We start from the raw sequence: 15,974 nt of genomic DNA, 5'->3' as shown, positions 1-15,974 counted from the left end.
CCTGAACGGGGCCCGGCATCGGACGACAGAGGCAGCCGTGGCAAAGTCGCGCAATGGACCCGAAGATTTCGCCCGCCCCCTGCGGCGCCTGTTTGTGGCGTTGCTGGTGCTGGTTCTGATGGGCCTGTTCCTTTTGTGGCGCATCGACAGCCCCCGCGTGGAACGCTTCCGCGCGGCGCTTGTCGATGCGGTCCTGCCCTCCTTCGACTGGGCACTGCTTCCCGTCGCCAAGGCCACCGACATGGTCGAGGAATTCCAGAGCTACGCCAGCCTCTACGAACAGAACCAGGAACTGCGGCGCGAGCTTCAGCAGATGAAGGCGTGGAAGGAAGCGGCCCTCCAGCTCGAACAGAAGAACGCCCGCCTGCTCGACCTCAATCAGGTGCGGCTCGACCCCAAGCTCACCCATGTGACAGGCGTGGTGCTGGCCGACAGCGGCAGCCCCTTCCGCCAGTCGGTGCTTCTCAACGTCGGCGCGCGCGACGGCATCCGCGACGGCTGGGCCACGATGGACGGCATCGGCCTCGTGGGCCGCATCTCGGGCGTCGGCCCGCGCACAAGCCGCGTGATCCTGCTGACCGACAGCAACAGCCGCGTTCCCGTCACGGTCCAGCCCTCGGGGCAAAAGGCGCTGCTCTCGGGCGACAACACCTCGATCCCGCCGCTCGAATTCCTCGAGGACGCCGATCTCGTCCGCCCCGGCGACCGCGTGGTGACCAGCGGCGACGGCGGCATGTTGCCGGCGGGGCTTCTGGTGGGGCAGGTCGTCATGGGCACCGACCGCCGCCTGCGCGTGGTCCTCAGCGCCGATTACGAGCGTCTCGAATTCCTGCGCGTCCTGCGCAGCCACGAGCTTGACCCGATCACCGACCCCGGCGCGCTGATCGCCCAGCCCCCCGTCCAGCCGCCCGCCGCGCCCACCCCCGAACCCGCCGTGACAGGGGCCGAAGCCGTCGACGGCGCGGCCTCCAGCACCGGAACGGGCGATGTGACCGGCGGCTCTCCCGATGGCGAGGCCGGCGATGGTTGACCCGCTGCGCACCACGCTCTGGCTGTATCGCGGGCTTTTCGTCGCCTTGGCGCTGCTGCTTCTGTTCCTCAAACTACTGCCGCTCGGCTCGCTCGCGGGCACCCTGCCCGGCCCCGACCTTCTGCTCTGCCTGATCTTCGCTTGGGTGCTGCGGCGGCCCGACTACCTGCCCGTCCTGCTCATCTGCGCCGTGGTCCTGCTCGAGGATTTTCTGCTGATGCGCCCGCCGGGCCTCTGGGCGGGGCTGGTGATCGTCGGCACCGAATTCATCCGCTCGCGCGTCGGGCTGACCCGCGAACTCAGCTTTCCCGCCGAATGGGCGCTGGTGGGCGCGGTGATGTTCGGGCTGCTTCTTGCCTATCGCCTTGCCTTCACGGTCGCTTTCCTGCCGCAACCGGCGCTCGGCTTCGCGCTGTTGCAGACTCTCTGGTCGGTCATGTGCTATCCGCTGGTCGTTGCCGCCTCGCGCTTCGCCTTCGACCTGCGCAAGCCCGCGATGGGCGAGGTGGACGCCTACGGGAGACGCCTTTGAGACGCACCGCCCGCGATAGCGAAGACAGCGCCCGCCGCGTCAACCGCCGCGCCCTGCTGATGGGCGGGGCCTTCGGCGCCATGTTCGCCGTCCTCGGCGCACGCATGCGCTTCCTCTCGGTCGAACAGGCCGACGAATTCCGCCTTCTGGCCGAAGAGAACCGCATCAACATGCGCCTGATCCCGCCGGAACGCGGGCTGATTCAGGACCGCAACGGCAAACTCGTCGCGGGCAACGAACAGAACTACCGCGTCACCATCACGCGCGAGGATGCGGGCGACGTCGAAGCCGTCCTCAACCGCCTGTCGCATCTCATCCCGCTCACGCAGGACGATCTCGAACGCGTCCGCAAGGACATCGAGCGCAACTCGCCCTTCGTGCCGATCATCGTGGCCGACCGCGTGGCATGGGACGATTTCGCCAAGATCGCGCTCAACGCCCCCACCCTGCCCGGCGTCACCCCCGAAGTCGGTCTGTCCCGCCACTACCCGCTGGTCGAGGATTTCAGCCATGTCGTGGGCTACGTCGGCCCCGTCAGCGAACGCGACCTCGCCGAACTGACAGACCCCGACCCCGTGCTGAAAATTCCCAAATTCCAGATCGGCAAGATCGGCGTCGAACGCTGGATGGAAGACACCCTGCGCGGCTCGGCCGGCAACAAGCGCATCGAGGTCAACGCCGTCGGCCGCGTCATGCGCGAACTGGAACGCACCGAAGGCACGCCCGGCGCCGACATCCAGCTTACCATCGACGCCGACATCCAGAATTTCGTGCAGGTCCGCCTGGGCGACCTTTCCGCCGCCTGCGTGGTGATCGACGTGAACACCGGCGAACTCGTCGCCTGCACCAGCGCGCCGGGGTTCGACCCGAACCTCTTCGTGCGCGGCATCAGCCAGCGCGACTATTCCACCCTGATGGAGGACGACCACCGCCCGCTCGCCAACAAATCGGTGCAGGGCGCCTATCCTCCGGGGTCCACCTTCAAGGTGGTCACCGCCCTCGCCGCACTCGAAGCGGGCGTCATCACCCCCGAAACCACCCACTATTGCCCCGGCTACATCGAATTCGGCAACCGCCGCTTCCACTGCTGGAAACACGGCGGCCACGGCACGGTGAACCTGACCCGCTCGCTCGAACAAAGCTGCGACGTGTTCTACTACGAGGTGGCCCAAAAGGTCGGCATCGACGCCATCGCCGCGATGGGCAAGCGCATGGGCCTTGGCGTGCGCCATGACCTGCCCATGTCGGCCATCACCGAAGGCATCATGCCCAACAAGGAATGGAAACAGGAACGCTGGGGTCAGGACTGGCGCATCGGCGACACGATCAACGCCTCCATCGGTCAGGGCTACATCCTCGCCTCGCCCCTGCAACTCGCCGTGATGGTGGCGCGGGTGGCCACAGGGCGCGCGGTCGAGCCGCGGCTTGTCAAATCCATCGGCGGCAAGCCCGTCGAAATGCCCACGCCGCCCCTTCTCGACATCGACGCAAGCCACCTGCGCGCCGTGCAGGCCGGAATGGACGCGGTGATGAACAGCGAACGCGGCACCGCCAAATCCTCGCGCATCGCCGATGAAACCATGCTCATGGCGGGCAAGACGGGGACAAGCCAGGTCCGCAACATCTCGGCCGCCGAACGCGCGCGCGGCGTCACCTCGAACGACGATCTGCCTTGGGAACGCCGCGACCACGCGCTTTTCGTGGGCTTCGCGCCGGTCGACGCGCCGCGCTATGCCGTGGCGACCGTCGTGGAACACGGCGGCGGCGGCTCGACCGTGGCCGCCCCCATCGCCCGCGACGCCCTGCTGCGCGCCCTCACCGGCGGCATCCCGCCGCTCGACGCCTATCCCGCAGCACAACGGGGCCGGATCGAAACCGACCTGAACGCGCTCAGGGAAAAACTGCGCGTCACCACCACCCCGCAGACGACGCGGGCCTGAACGGGGGGCAGGGCATGAGTTTTCTGGAATACCGCGTCAAGACCGCCCCCACGGGCCTGCGCAAGGTGCTGCACCTCAACTGGGCGCTGGTCGTGCTGGTCTCGGCGGTGTCGGCCATCGGCTTTCTGGTGCTCTATTCCATCGCCGGCGGTCAGATGGCGCTTTGGGCCGAACCGCAGATGAAACGCTTCGGCGTCGGTCTGGTGCTGATGTTCGCCATCGCCTTCGTGCCGATCTGGCTTTGGCGCAACCTTGCGGGGCTGTGCTACGGCGTGACCCTGCTCTTGCTCGTCGCGGTCGAGTTCTTCGGCACCGTCGGCATGGGCGCGCAACGCTGGATCGACATCGGCCCCGTGCGGCTGCAACCGTCCGAGTTGATGAAGGTCACGCTCGTGATGATGCTGGCCGCCTATTACGACTGGCTCGACCCGAAAAAGGTCTCGCGCCCGCTCTGGGTGCTGGTCCCGATCCTGCTGATCGTGGTGCCGACCTTCCTCGTGGTGATCCAGCCCAACCTCGGCACCTCGCTCATGCTGCTCATGGGCGGGGCGGCGGTGATGTTCGCGGCGGGGGTCAGCATCTGGTATTACGCCGCCGTTCTGGCGCTGGTCGCAGGCGCGGTAACCGCCGTTTTCACCACGCGCGGCACCCCGTGGCAATTCCTGCACGACTATCAATACCGCCGCATCGACACCTTCCTCGACCCCTCCGCCGATCCGCTCGGCGCGGGCTACAACATCATGCAGGCCAAGATCGCGCTCGGCTCGGGCGGCTGGGGCGGCAAGGGTTTCATGCAAGGCACCCAGTCGCGCCTGAATTTCCTGCCCGAGAAACACACCGACTTCATCTTCACCACCCTGGGCGAGGAATTCGGCTTCGTCGGCACCCTGACGCTTCTCGTGCTTTACGGCCTGATCCTGTTCTTCGTCTTTACCAGCGCCATGCAGAACAAGGACCGCTTCAGCCAGTTGCTGATCCTCGGCATCGGCGCGAACTTCTTCCTCTACATCGCGGTGAACATGTCGATGGTCATGGGCATGGCTCCCGTCGTCGGCGTGCCGCTGCCCTTCCTTTCCTACGGCGGGTCGGTCATGCTGGTCTTGCTGATCGCCTTCGGCCTTGTGCAAAGCGCCTATGTGCACAGGCTACGCTGACCAAAGGGAACACCCATGCTGACCGTGCTTTTCGCCGCCGCCCCCGCGCTCTGGGACGAATACCGCCCGAGCCTTCTCGCCGCCTTCGACGCGGCAGGGCTGAAGGCGCGCCTGGTGACCGAAGCCGCGCCCGAAACCGTCGATTACATCGTCTACGCCCCCTCCTCGTCCTTGCAGGATTTCACCCCCTACACCCGCTGCAAGGCGGTGCTGTCGCTTTGGGCAGGGGTGGAACGGGTGGTGGACAATGCGACCCTGACCCAGCCACTCTGCCGCATGGTCGACCCCGCCCTGACCGAAGGCATGGTCGAATGGGTCACGGGCCACACGCTGCGCCACCATCTCGGCATGGACCGCCACATCGTGAACCCGGCACGGCTCTGGGATCCGACCTGCCCGCCCCTTGCCCGCGAACGCCCCGTGGCGATGCTCGGCATGGGCGAACTCGGCACCGCCTGCGCGCGCGCGCTGCGGGCGCTGAACTTTCCGGTCACCGGTTGGAGCCGCTCGCCCAAGACGGTCGCGGGCATCCCCTGCCTGCACGGCGACGACGGTCTTGCCGAAGCCCTGCGCGGGGCCGCCATCGTGGTGACCCTGCTGCCCAAGACGGCCGAAACCGAAAACCTGCTGAACGCCGCCCGCCTGTCGCTTCTGCCCGAGGGGGCCGTGATCCTGAACCCCGGCCGCGGCGCGATCATCGACGATGACGCCCTGCTCGCCGCACTGGATGCAGGCCGCATCGGCCATGCCACGCTCGACGTGTTCCGCGTCGAACCGCTGCCGCAGGACCACCCCTACTGGTCCCACCCCCGCGTGACCGTCACCCCCCACATCGCCGCCGACACGCGCCCCGCCTCGTCCTCGCATGTCATCGCCGCGAACATCCGGCGGGCCGAAGCGGGCGAACCCCTGCTCAATCAGGTCGACCGCCGGCGCGGCTACTGAAAACGCCCGAAAGGCGTCGGGAACGGAACAGACCGCCGCAACACTTCGCGCGCCCATGTTTGGCGCCCATGTCTGCGGGATCAAAGGAACGGCGATGCGTTACGGACAGGGAATGCTTCTGGTGGTCGCGGCAGGCGTGCTGTGGTCGGTTCAGGGGCTGATATTCCGCCAGATCGACACAGCCGGAACATGGGCCGTGCTGTTCTGGCGCTCGGTCGGGATGCTGCCGGTGCTGGCGGGCTTTCTGGCATGGCGCGCAGGCGGCTCGCCTCTGGCCGCGATCCGTGGCGTCGGCCTTGCGGGCGCAATCGGCGGCGCGGGGCTCGTCGCGGCTTTCGGCGGCGCGATCTATTCCATACAGGCCACCACCATCGCCAATGCGGTGTTCCTCTTCGCCGCCTCGCCCTTCCTCACCGCCCTCATCGGCTGGGCCGTCCTTGGCGAGAAGGTGCGCAACGAGACATGGGCCGCCATTGCCGTCGCCCTCGTCGGCATCTTCGTCATGGTGCGCGAGGGGCTTCAGGGCGGCGCGATGGCGGGCAACGTCGCGGCACTCCTCTCGGCGCTCGGCTTCGCGGTCTTTACCGTCTCGCTGCGCTGGCGCAACCTCTCCGACACGCTGCCTTCGGTCTTTGTGGGCGGCGTCTTTTCAATCTTCGCGGGCGCGCTGGTCGCAAGCCAGCTGGGCCAACCCCTGATCGTGCCGGCAAGCGACGCGCTCTGGTCGATGGGCATGGGCGCGGGCACCCTGTCCTTCGGCATGGTCCTCTACACGCTCGGCAGCCGGATCGTCCCCGCCGCCGAACTGGCGCTTCTGTCCAACATCGAGGTGATGCTCGCCCCGCTCTGGGTCTGGGCCTTCCTTGGCGAAACCGCCAGCGCCAACACCTTCCTCGGCGGCGCGATCCTGCTGGTCGCGGTCATCATGAACGGCGTCTCGGGCGCGCGGCGGATGTCGGCGCAAGGCGGCGTCTGACGCAAATCCCGCTACCGGTGCCGCCGGAAGAACCGCGACCGGTCATACAGCGCCTCAAGCCGCTTCAGCCGCGGCTCGGTCACCGCCCAGGTCCGGGCCTGAACCGACGCAAGCAGCGTCTCGACCAGCACCAGAATCGACACCGTGCTGTCCCATGCGCTCGGCGCTTCGATATGGCAGGCCAGCGTATGGCGGGCATGGGTCGCCGCAGGGCTGACCCAGCGGTCGGTCACCAGCACCACCTCGGCCCCCTGCTCGACCGCCAGCTCCACCAGTTGCAAAACCGAGTTTTCGTAGCGCCGGATGTCGAACACCAGCAGCACATCGCCCTTTTCCATGTCGATCAGCGCGGGGGCCCATGCGTTCGACATATCCGACAGCAGCGTCACATCGGGTCGCACGACCTTGAGCAGCGTCACGAAGTAATCGGCCAGCGCATGGGTGATCCGCCCGCCCACCGCAAAGACACGGCGCGACGGGTCGGCCAGCAGCGCCGCCGCCGCATCGAATTCGGCATGGTCGATCTGGCCCAGTGTCGCCTGCAGGTTTCCCATCACCGCATCGGCGAAACGGTTCAGGATATGCGTATCCGGCACGCCACCCGCCCAGCGGTCATGCTTGGCCAGCGGCGAGACGAGCATCGCCTCGACCTCGCCCCGCAGCGCGTTCTGGCAATCGGGATAGCCCTTGAAGCCCAGTTTCTGCACCAGCCGCACCACCGTCGGCGTCGAAACCCCCGCCGCCTTTGCCAGCGCCGTGATCGAGCCCAGCGCCGCCACGGGGTAATGGCCAAGGATATGGGTGGCAAGCTGCCGCTCCGCCCGCGTCAGGGCGGGCAAGGCCGTGCGCAACATCTCTTCGATCGTCGAAGCGGCATCCATCCGGGTTTCCCTCGCCTCAAGCCTTGCCGCGCATGATTGGCCGCAATCCGTCGCGCCGCAAACAGAAAACATCGTAACAGCGCCGCGACGCGTGAATAATTCTTGACAGTCCGCTTGGGCAAGGCAAGCCTTGTCCCATATCATTTCGGATAGGATGCCGTGACCAAGCCGCTTTTCGCGCCTGTGATCGAGAATGCCGCCGCCCAAGGGCGCGTGGTGCTGGTGTGCGAACACGCCTCGAACGCCTTTCCCAAGCCCTGGGGCGACCTCGGCCTCACGCCCGATCAACGGGCCGCCCATATCGCCTGGGATCCGGGCGCTCTGGGCCTGTCGCGCGGGCTGATGCAGCGTCTCGACGCCGTTCTGGTCCACGCCCCCGTCAGCCGCCTGATCTACGATTGCAACCGCGCCCCCGACATGCCCGGCGCCATGCCCGCGAAATCCGAGGTGCATGACATCCCCGGCAATGCGGCCATCTCTCCCGACGAGCGTCTGGCGCGGACCCGCGCGCTTTACCTGCCCTTCCATGACGGTCTGCACGCGCTGCTGATGCAGCGCATCGCCCTTGGCCTGCGCCCCGTGGTGGTGACGATCCACAGCTTCACCCCGGTCTATTTCGGCCGCCCCCGCGCGGTGGAATTCGGCGTGATCCATGACGCCGACCCCGCCCTTGCCGTGGCGATCCGCGACGCGGGCGCGCGCCTCACCCGCCTGAACGTCGCGCTCAACGCCCCCTATTCCGCCGCCGACGATGTGACCCATACCCTGCGCGTGCAGGCCACGCCCTACGGCCTTCCCAATGCCATGCTGGAAATCCGCAACGACCTCATCGCCGACGCCGCCGCCGAACAGGCGATGGCCGACCAGCTCGCCCCCGTGATCAACGTGGGCGTTGCCGAGATCCAGAAGCAGGCCAAGGCCAGTTGACCGCCCCGAAAGGGACCGACCACCATGCTGTGAAAGGGGCGTCTTGCCCCGCCCTGAAATCGAATGACCCCTCGCCCAGGCAGGCAGGGGCATAACCCGACGGAGAGACCGGAATGCCCGGAACCATGAATCTGGACGCGCTGAAAGAAGCCGTGGCGCGCGGCGAAATCGACACCGTGCTGGTGGCAGGCGTCGACATGCAGGGCCGCCTTGTCGGCAAACGCTTCCATGCCGCCTTCTTCGTCAACGGCGGCTACGAAGAGACGCATTGCTGCGACTACCTGCTGACCGTCGACATGGAGATGAACACGGTGCAGGGCTACAAATCGTCAAGCTGGCAAACCGGCTACGGCGACTATGTGATGAAGCCCGACCTGTCGACCCTGCGCCTCGTGCCGTGGCTCGCGGGCACGGCGATGGTGCTGTGCGACCTTCTCGACCACCACACCCACCAAGAGGTCGCCCACTCCCCCCGCGCCATCCTCAAGAAACAGGTCGCCCGCGCCCGCGCGATGGGCTTCGAGCCGATGATGGCGACCGAGCTTGAATTCTACCTGTTCGAGAACTCCTACGAAAGCTTCCGCGACACGGGCTTCGGCGGGCTGAAACCGATCAGCGCCTATAACGAGGATTACCAGCTCTTCCAGACCACCAAGGAAGAAGAGGTCATGCGCGCCGTCCGCAACGGCCTCTACGGCGCGGGCATCCCCGTCGAGAACTCCAAGGGCGAGGCCGAAGCCGGACAAGAGGAAATCAACTACCGCTACTCAGACGCGCTCGACACTGCGGACAACCACGCCATCATCAAGACGGCGGTGAAAGAGATCGCATGGTCCAAGGGCCGCTCTGTCACCTTCATGGCGAAATACGACCACCGCCGCGCCGGATCCTCCAGCCATGTCCACCAGTCGCTCTGGACCCTCGACGGCAAACCCGCCTTCTATGACAAGGCCGACACCCACGGCATGTCCGCCCTGATGAAGCACTACCTCGCAGGCCAGCTGGCCCATGCCCGCGACATCACGCTGTTCCTTGCGCCCTATGTGAACAGCTACAAACGCTTCACCGTGGGCATGTTCGCCCCGACCAAGGCCGTCTGGTCCGCCGACAACCGCACCGCCGGCTTCCGCATCTGCGGCGACCACACCAAGGGCATCCGCGTCGAATGCCGCATCCCCGGCAGCGACGTGAACCCCTATCTGTGCTGCGCCGCCCTGCTTGCGGCGGGCCTCGACGGGATCGAGAAGAAGATGGACCTCGAACCCGAAATGCGCGGCGACATGTATGCGGCGGAAGGCATCCGCGAAATCCCCAAGAACCTGCGCGACGCGGCGGCTCTGGCCACGGCCTCGCCCATGCTGCGCGCGGCCTTCGGTGACGATGTGATCGACCACTATCACCACGCCGCCCAGTGGGAGATTTCCGAGACCGACCGCGTCGTGACGGATTTCGAAGTGCAACGCCTGCTCGAACGGGCATAAGGTCTTTGCGATGCGGGGGTGCGCGGCACATGCGCCCCCCCGGGTTTGCCGGATGTGGGGTGCGCAGCCGCGCGCCGTTCAGGAAACGGGGCCGATGGCCCGAAAGCTGTAGGATGCGCACCTCTGCGCGCCGATGGGAAAAACGGGGCCAAGCGGCCCAAAGGTGAAGCGATGAAACCGATACAACTGATCTCGCCGGTCGACGGCAGCATCTATGCCGAGCGGATGCCCCTTGCGATGGATGCGGCCAAGGCCGCCGCCGCCCGCGCCCGCGCCGCCCAACCCGCATGGGCCGCCCGCCCTCTCGACGAGCGGATCGCCCTCGTCAAGGCGGGCGTCGCCAAACTGAACGAGATGTCGGCCGTCGTGGTCGAGGAACTTGCCTGGCAGATGGGCCGCCCCACCCGCTTCGGCGGCGAATACGGCGGCGTGAACGCCCGCACCGACTACATGGCCGGCATCGCCGCCGAAACCCTTGCCCCGAAGATGGTGGAAGACAGCGGCGCATTCCGCCGCTACCTCGCGCGCGAGGCGCTGGGGGTCGTGTTCATCGTGGCCCCGTGGAACTACCCCTATCTCACCACCATCAACACGCTCGTCCCCGCGCTGATCGCGGGCAATACGGTCGTGCTGAAAGCCGCCTCGCAGACCATGCTGGTCGGTGAACGTCTGGCCGAGGCGTTCCACGCCGCAGGCATTCCCGCCGACGTGTTCCAGAATGTCGTCCTCGACCACGCCACCACCGAAGCGCTGATCGGCGCACGCGCCTTCAACTTCGTCAACTTCACCGGATCGGTCGGCGGCGGCATCGCCATCGAAAAGGCGGCGGCGGGGACCTTCACGCCCCTCGGCCTCGAACTCGGCGGAAAAGACCCCGGCTATGTGCGCGCCGATGCCAACCTCGACGCCGCGGTCGATACCCTGATGGACGGCGCCATGTTCAACGCGGGCCAATGCTGCTGCGGGATCGAACGCATCTACGTCCACGAAAGCCTTTACGACGCCTTCGTCGAGAAATCCGTGGCATGGGTCAACGCCCTGAAACTCGGCAACCCCTTCGATGCGTCATCCACCCTCGGCCCGATGGCGAACAAACGCTTCGCCGCCGTGGTGCGCGGTCAGGTGGCCGAAGCCATCGCCGCCGGGGCCAAACCCCTGATCGACCCCGCCAACTTCCCCGCCGATGACGGCGGTGCCTATCTCGCCCCGCAGATTCTGGTGAACGTCGACCATTCCATGCGCGTGATGACCGAAGAATCCTTCGGCCCCGTCGTCGGCATCATGAAGGTCAAGGATGACGAGGAAGCCATCCGCCTGATGAACGACAGCCCCTACGGCCTCACCGCCAGCATCTGGACGAACGATTACGACACCGCCGCCGCCATCGGCGCGCGGATCGAGACCGGAACGGTGTTCATGAACCGCGCCGACTACCTCGACCCCGCGCTGTGCTGGACGGGGTGCAAGGACACGGGCCGCGGCGGCAGCCTGTCCTATCTCGGCTTCCATTCGGTGACCCGTCCGAAATCCTATCATCTGAAGAAGGTCTGACATGAGCCACAATGTCCCCAATCGCAACTGGTCCTACCCGACCGCGATCAAGTTCGGCGTGGGCCGGATTGCCGAACTGGCCGAACAGTGCAAGGCCGCAGGCATCGCCAAGCCCCTGCTGGTGACCGACAAGGCCCTTGCCTCGCTGCCGATCACGGCCGCGGCGCTTGACGGTCTGGCCGCTGCCGGCCTTGGCCGCGCCGTGTTTTCCGAGGTCGACCCGAACCCGAACGAAGGCAACATGGCCGCGGGCATCGCGGTCTACCTTGCCGGCGGGCATGACGGGGTGATCTGCTTCGGCGGCGGCTCGGCGCTGGATCTTGGCAAGATGATCGCCCTCATGGCCCACCAGCGCAAAGACCTCTCGGTCTGGGATCTGGAAGACATCGACGACTGGTTCACCCGCGCCGATGCGGCCAAGATCGCGCCGATCATCGCCGTGCCGACAACGGCGGGCACCGGCTCGGAAGTGGGCCGCGCCGGCGTGCTGACCAATTCGGTGACGCACAAGAAGAAGATCATCTTCCACCCCAAGCTCATGCCCGTGGTCACCATCTGCGACCCCGCCCTGACCGTGGGGATGCCCAAGTTCATCACCGCAGGCACCGGCATGGACGCGCTGGCCCATTGCCTCGAGGCCTTCTGCTCGCCCTTCTACCACCCGATGAGCCAGGGCATCGCGCTCGAAGGCATGCGCCTCGTGTTCGAGAACCTGCCCACCGCCTACAGCGACCCCACCAACCTCGAAGCCCGCGCCCATATGATGAGCGCGGCCGCGATGGGCGCTGTCGCCTTCCAGAAGGGGCTCGGCGCCATCCACTCGCTCAGCCACCCGATCGGCGCGGTCTACAACACCCACCACGGCACGACGAACGCCGTGGTCATGCCGATGGTGCTCGATTTCAACCGCCCCGCCATCGAGGCGCGGCTTGAAAAGGCCGCCGCCTATATCGGCATCGCGGGCGGGTTCGACGGCTTCCGTCAGGCGGTGATGAACCTGCGCACCACGCTGAACATCCCCGCCAACCTCACCGCGATGGGGGTCGAGGCCGCGCGTCTGGACGCGTTGACCGACATGGCGCTGGAAGACCCGTCCTGCGGCGGCAACCCGATCGAGATGACACGCGCCAACACCCGCGCCCTGTTCGAAAGCTGCATGTAAGGCAGGTCTCTTCGGCGCGCCTCCCGCGCGCCCCCGCCCGTGGCAACCCGCCACGGGCTTTTCCTTGGAAAGGCTGCACATGGCCGGATCGATCCGCACCGAAATCGCCGTGATCGGCGCAGGCGTCATCGGCCTTGCCGTGGCCGAACGGCTGCTGGCCGAAGGGCGCGAGGTCACACTGGTCGATCCCGAAGATCCCGGCATGGGCGCCTCTTACGGCAATGCGGGCACCATTGCCGATTACGCGGTCATGCCCGTCGGCTCGCCCGATGTGCTGAAGAACCTGCCCGCGCTGCTCTTCGACCGCAACTCGCCGCTGGCGATCCGCCGTGCGGCACTGCCCGCGCTGATGCCGTGGCTGATGCGCTTCGCCCGCGAATCCCTGCCCGCCGCCACCGCCCGCAACGCCGCCGCCATCGCCGCCCTGCTCGCCGATGCCTGCCCCTCGTGGCTTGACCTTTCCGAACGGATCGGTGGGGGAAACATCGTGCAAAAGCGCGGTTGCCTTTACATTTACGAAACAAAGGCCGCCTTCCGCGCCGCCGGGGCCGACATGGACTTCCGCCGCAGCCTCGGCATCACGGTCGATCTGATCGGCCCCGAGGCCCTGCGCCAGATGGAACCGGGCCTGCCCGGTGTCGAGGGGGGCGCGGCCTTCTTTCCCAAGGCCGTGTTCCTGAACGACCCCGGCCGGATGGTCAGCCTGCTTGCCAGCCATGTGACCGCCAGCGCCCGCCTCATCCGCGCCCGCGCCGTCCGGCTGGAACGCCGCATCGACGGCGTCATAGTCTCAGGCCCCGACCTGAACCTGCACGCAAGCAAGGTCGTGCTGGCCGCAGGCGCGCATTCCCGCGCGCTGGCCGCGCAGGCGGGCGACCGCGTGCCGCTCGACACCGAACGCGGCTACCATGTCGAATGGGATATGGAGACCCCGCGCCTCTCGCGCCCGTCCTGCCCCACCTCGCGCGGGTTCTACCTCTGCCCGATGCAGGGGAGGCTGCGCGTGGCGGGCACGGTCGAACTCGGCGGGCTGACGGCCCCGCCCTCGCCCCACCGCATCGCCAAACTGGTCGAAGGCGCGCGGGCCATCTTCCCCGACCTGCCCGAACCGTCGCGCGAATGGATGGGCTTCCGCCCCTCGGTTCCCGATTCCGTGCCGGTGATCGGCCCCGGGCGCGGCGGGTCCGATGTGATCCACGCCTATGGCCACGGCCATATCGGCCTGACGCTGGCCCCGATCACCGCCCGCATCATAGCCGACCTCGTCATGGGCCGTGACCCGGAACTTGACCTCGCCCCCTATCTGCCCACGCGCTTCTAGCCCAGCCAAGCGGCGCCGCTTGCGCGGCACACGAACAGCGCCTTGCGGCGCGGGCAAAGGGGGCCTTCTGCCCCCTCGCCGCCTTGGGGCGGCTCACCCCCGAGGATATTTCGGGCAAGAGGAAGCCGCATCCGCGCAACACTCCGCACCTCGGGCGGGTTGGGGCCAGTTGGGGCCAGTTCGGGGCGCGTCAGCGGCGACCGGCGAAGAAGGTCCTGAGCAGCGCTTCCGCCTCGGCCGCGCCGATACCGTCATAGACTTCGGGCACATGGTGGCATTGCGGATGCGAGAACACCCGCGCCCCCACCGCCACCCCGCCCGATTTCGGATCGCCCGCGCCATAGTAAAGCCGCCCGATCCGTGCCGCCGAAATCGCCGCCGCGCACATCGGGCAGGGTTCGAGCGTGACGTAAAGGTCATGCCCCCCCAGCCGTTCCGACCCCGCCGCAAGACAGGCCGCACGGATCGCCAGCACCTCGGCATGGGCCGTGGGGTCGCTCAGCTCGCGTGTCCGGTTGCCCGCCTGTGCCACAACGACACCCGCGCGCACCACGACGGCCCCCACGGGAACCTCGCCCCGCGCTGCCGCCGCCCGCGCCTCGTCCAGCGCGATATCCATGAAGCTCCGGAACACCATGCCCCTTCCTGCAACGCCCGCGCCCGCCGCGCAAGGACCCGCCGCGCAAGCACCTTCCGCGCGGGGGCCAGCCCGATCCCCCAACCCTTCCCAACCCCCGCCCTTTCCGCTATCACCGCCCCTTACTCTGCGAGGCCACCATGACCAAAGCCCCCACCAGATCCGCCGCACCGGCCGAGACCCCCGAAGGCGACCGCATCGCCAAGGTGCTGTCGCGCGCCGGCATCGCCTCGCGCCGCGAGGCCGAACGCATGATCGCCGCAGGCGAGGTCGCGGTGAACGGCAAGGTCATCGACAGCCCCGCGCTGAACGTCGGCCCCAAAGACCGCATCACCGTGCGCGGCGAAGCCGTGGGCCAGCCCGAACCCGCACGCCTCTGGCTCTATTACAAGCCCGAGGGGCTGGTGACCTCGGCCTCCGACGAAAAGGGCCGCGAGACGGTCTTTGACCACCTTCCCGAAGACATGCCCCGCGTCATGTCCGTGGGCCGCCTCGACCTCAACTCCGAAGGTCTCTTGCTGCTGACCAACGACGGCGAACTGAAACGCCGTCTCGAACTGCCATCGACCGGCTGGCTTCGCAAATACCGCGTCCGCGTCAAGGGCAACCCGACCGACCCCGACCTCGAACCCCTGCGCCGCGGCATCACCGTCGAGGGCGAGAAATTCCAGCCCATGTCGGTCGTCCTCGACCGGCATCAGGGTGCCAACGCCTGGCTCACCATCGGCCTGCGCGAAGGCCGCAACCGCGAGATCCGCCGCGCCATCAACGAAATCGGGCTGATCGTGAACCGCCTGATCCGCATCAGCTACGGCCCCTTCCGCCTGAACGAACTCCAGCCCGGCGAGGTCGAGGAAATCCGCCCCCGCATCCTGCGCGACCAGCTCGGCCTGACGGGCGAGGCATCGGACGACTTCGCCCCGAAGCCCGAACCCCGCGCGCCGCGCCCTGCCGGAAATCTGGGTGGCAAGACGGGTGGCAAGGCGGGTGGCAAGCCCCCGTCCAAACCCCGCAGCTTCGAGTCGAGCGATCCGGCAAAACGCGCCCGCCCCGCGCCCAAGGCGGGCGACAAATTCGCCCCCCGCACCCATGCCAAAGCCGGGCCGAAGCCCCGCCCCGACGATGCCGCCCCCGCAAGGCCGCGCAGCTTTTCGACCGCCGCCAAGGCCGATGCGACGCCACGCACCGACGGCCCCGCCAAGCCGCGCGGCTTCTCGACCGCAAAGCCCGCCGCAAAGCCCGCCGCGCAACCCCCGCGCGAATCAACCCCGCGCGGCGCGCCTTCCGCGAAACCCCGTTCCGCCGCCAAACCCGCAGGCGGCCCGCGTCCGGCCCCGAACGGCCCCGCACGGGGCGCACCCAAGGGCGGCCCCCGCAAGCCCAGCAATCGTTAAGCGAATCCGCGGCAGGCTTTCGCCAAGAATAGCCCGCCGCGGC

Annotated in this window: 14 protein-coding genes; 12 read left to right on the top strand and 2 right to left on the bottom strand. The window is 67.6% G+C overall.

What is annotated here, in order from left to right; all coding sequences use genetic code 11:
• The first annotated feature begins 37 nt into the window (after nt 1–37).
• The 6 genes from mreC (at nt 38) to H7F16_RS16045 (ending at nt 6,577) form a co-directional block, all read left to right on the top strand.
• Nucleotides 38–1,030 carry a rod shape-determining protein MreC gene (gene mreC, locus H7F16_RS16070; RefSeq protein ID WP_185798652.1) on the top strand — a complete coding sequence of 331 codons (993 nt, stop codon included), beginning with the start codon at nt 38–40 and terminating at the stop codon, nt 1,028–1,030.
• Nucleotides 1,023–1,562, top strand: a complete 540-nt coding sequence (locus H7F16_RS16065; protein ID WP_185798651.1) for a rod shape-determining protein MreD — start codon at nt 1,023–1,025, stop codon at nt 1,560–1,562. The genes mreC and H7F16_RS16065 overlap by 8 nt, the downstream gene beginning before the upstream one ends.
• Nucleotides 1,559–3,502 (top strand): penicillin-binding protein 2, encoded by a 1,944-nt coding sequence (mrdA, locus tag H7F16_RS16060; protein WP_185798650.1) that lies wholly within the window; start codon nt 1,559–1,561, stop codon nt 3,500–3,502. Before H7F16_RS16065 ends, mrdA begins: the two co-directional genes overlap by 4 nt.
• Nucleotides 3,503–3,516: 14 nt before the next feature.
• Entirely contained in the window at nt 3,517–4,656 is a 1,140-nt protein-coding gene (gene rodA, locus H7F16_RS16055) for a rod shape-determining protein RodA (protein WP_185798649.1), read from the top strand.
• A gap of 15 nt (nt 4,657–4,671) precedes the next feature.
• Nucleotides 4,672–5,601: a 2-hydroxyacid dehydrogenase gene (locus H7F16_RS16050; RefSeq protein ID WP_185798648.1), complete on the top strand. Its 930-nt coding sequence runs from the start codon at nt 4,672–4,674 to the stop codon at nt 5,599–5,601.
• 94 nt (nt 5,602–5,695) lie between these two features.
• Nucleotides 5,696–6,577 carry a DMT family transporter gene (locus H7F16_RS16045; protein ID WP_185798647.1) on the top strand — a complete coding sequence of 294 codons (882 nt, stop codon included), beginning with the start codon at nt 5,696–5,698 and terminating at the stop codon, nt 6,575–6,577.
• Between the two features lie 11 nt (nt 6,578–6,588).
• Here the strand turns inward: H7F16_RS16045 and H7F16_RS16040 are convergent, their stop codons facing one another.
• Entirely contained in the window at nt 6,589–7,458 is an 870-nt protein-coding gene (locus tag H7F16_RS16040; protein ID WP_185798646.1) for a MurR/RpiR family transcriptional regulator, read from the bottom strand.
• Nucleotides 7,459–7,617: 159 nt separating this feature from the next.
• Here H7F16_RS16040 and H7F16_RS16035 point away from each other — a divergent pair, with 159 nt between their 5' ends.
• From H7F16_RS16035 to H7F16_RS16015, 5 genes are all read left to right on the top strand, one after another.
• Nucleotides 7,618–8,385 (top strand): N-formylglutamate amidohydrolase, encoded by a 768-nt coding sequence (locus H7F16_RS16035; protein WP_185798645.1) that lies wholly within the window; start codon nt 7,618–7,620, stop codon nt 8,383–8,385.
• A gap of 113 nt (nt 8,386–8,498) precedes the next feature.
• Nucleotides 8,499–9,866, top strand: a complete 1,368-nt coding sequence (locus tag H7F16_RS16030; RefSeq protein ID WP_185798644.1) for a glutamine synthetase family protein — start codon at nt 8,499–8,501, stop codon at nt 9,864–9,866.
• A 171-nt stretch (nt 9,867–10,037) separates the two neighbouring features.
• Entirely contained in the window at nt 10,038–11,417 is a 1,380-nt protein-coding gene (locus H7F16_RS16025) for an aldehyde dehydrogenase family protein (RefSeq protein WP_185798643.1), read from the top strand.
• A 1-nt stretch (nt 11,418) separates the two neighbouring features.
• Nucleotides 11,419–12,579, top strand: a complete 1,161-nt coding sequence (locus H7F16_RS16020) for an iron-containing alcohol dehydrogenase (protein WP_185798642.1) — start codon at nt 11,419–11,421, stop codon at nt 12,577–12,579.
• A gap of 79 nt (nt 12,580–12,658) precedes the next feature.
• Nucleotides 12,659–13,900 (top strand): NAD(P)/FAD-dependent oxidoreductase, encoded by a 1,242-nt coding sequence (locus H7F16_RS16015; protein ID WP_185798641.1) that lies wholly within the window; start codon nt 12,659–12,661, stop codon nt 13,898–13,900.
• 190 nt (nt 13,901–14,090) lie between these two features.
• Here the strand turns inward: H7F16_RS16015 and H7F16_RS16010 are convergent, their stop codons facing one another.
• Nucleotides 14,091–14,537 (bottom strand): nucleoside deaminase, encoded by a 447-nt coding sequence (locus tag H7F16_RS16010; RefSeq protein ID WP_185798640.1) that lies wholly within the window; start codon nt 14,535–14,537, stop codon nt 14,091–14,093.
• A 140-nt stretch (nt 14,538–14,677) separates the two neighbouring features.
• On the opposite strand from H7F16_RS16010, the gene H7F16_RS16005 reads away from it, so the two are divergent.
• Nucleotides 14,678–15,931 carry a pseudouridine synthase gene (locus H7F16_RS16005; RefSeq protein WP_185798639.1) on the top strand — a complete coding sequence of 418 codons (1,254 nt, stop codon included), beginning with the start codon at nt 14,678–14,680 and terminating at the stop codon, nt 15,929–15,931.
• Nucleotides 15,932–15,974: the final 43 nt, after the last annotated feature.

The sequence above is a fragment of the Paragemmobacter straminiformis genome (assembly GCF_014243445.1).
Lineage (GTDB): Bacteria > Pseudomonadota > Alphaproteobacteria > Rhodobacterales > Rhodobacteraceae > Paragemmobacter > Paragemmobacter straminiformis.
Note: the sequence above shows the minus strand (reverse complement) of the source record. Positions and strands in the feature narration are given on the sequence as shown.

Excerpts from the sequence above, each read along its gene's own strand:
- H7F16_RS16065 (WP_185798651.1), top strand. The coding sequence starts at position 1,023 with ATGGTTGACCCGCTGCGCACCACGCTCTGGCTGTATCGCGGGCTTTTC.
- rodA (WP_185798649.1), top strand. The coding sequence starts at position 3,517 with ATGAGTTTTCTGGAATACCGCGTCAAGACCGCCCCCACGGGCCTGCGC.
- H7F16_RS16050 (WP_185798648.1), top strand. The coding sequence starts at position 4,672 with ATGCTGACCGTGCTTTTCGCCGCCGCCCCCGCGCTCTGGGACGAATAC.
- H7F16_RS16045 (WP_185798647.1), top strand. The coding sequence starts at position 5,696 with ATGCGTTACGGACAGGGAATGCTTCTGGTGGTCGCGGCAGGCGTGCTG.
- H7F16_RS16040 (WP_185798646.1), bottom strand. The coding sequence starts at position 7,458 with ATGGATGCCGCTTCGACGATCGAAGAGATGTTGCGCACGGCCTTGCCC.
- H7F16_RS16030 (WP_185798644.1), top strand. The coding sequence starts at position 8,499 with ATGCCCGGAACCATGAATCTGGACGCGCTGAAAGAAGCCGTGGCGCGC.
- H7F16_RS16025 (WP_185798643.1), top strand. The coding sequence starts at position 10,038 with ATGAAACCGATACAACTGATCTCGCCGGTCGACGGCAGCATCTATGCC.
- H7F16_RS16020 (WP_185798642.1), top strand. The coding sequence starts at position 11,419 with ATGAGCCACAATGTCCCCAATCGCAACTGGTCCTACCCGACCGCGATC.
- H7F16_RS16015 (WP_185798641.1), top strand. The coding sequence starts at position 12,659 with ATGGCCGGATCGATCCGCACCGAAATCGCCGTGATCGGCGCAGGCGTC.
- H7F16_RS16010 (WP_185798640.1), bottom strand. The coding sequence starts at position 14,537 with ATGGTGTTCCGGAGCTTCATGGATATCGCGCTGGACGAGGCGCGGGCG.
- H7F16_RS16005 (WP_185798639.1), top strand. The coding sequence starts at position 14,678 with ATGACCAAAGCCCCCACCAGATCCGCCGCACCGGCCGAGACCCCCGAA.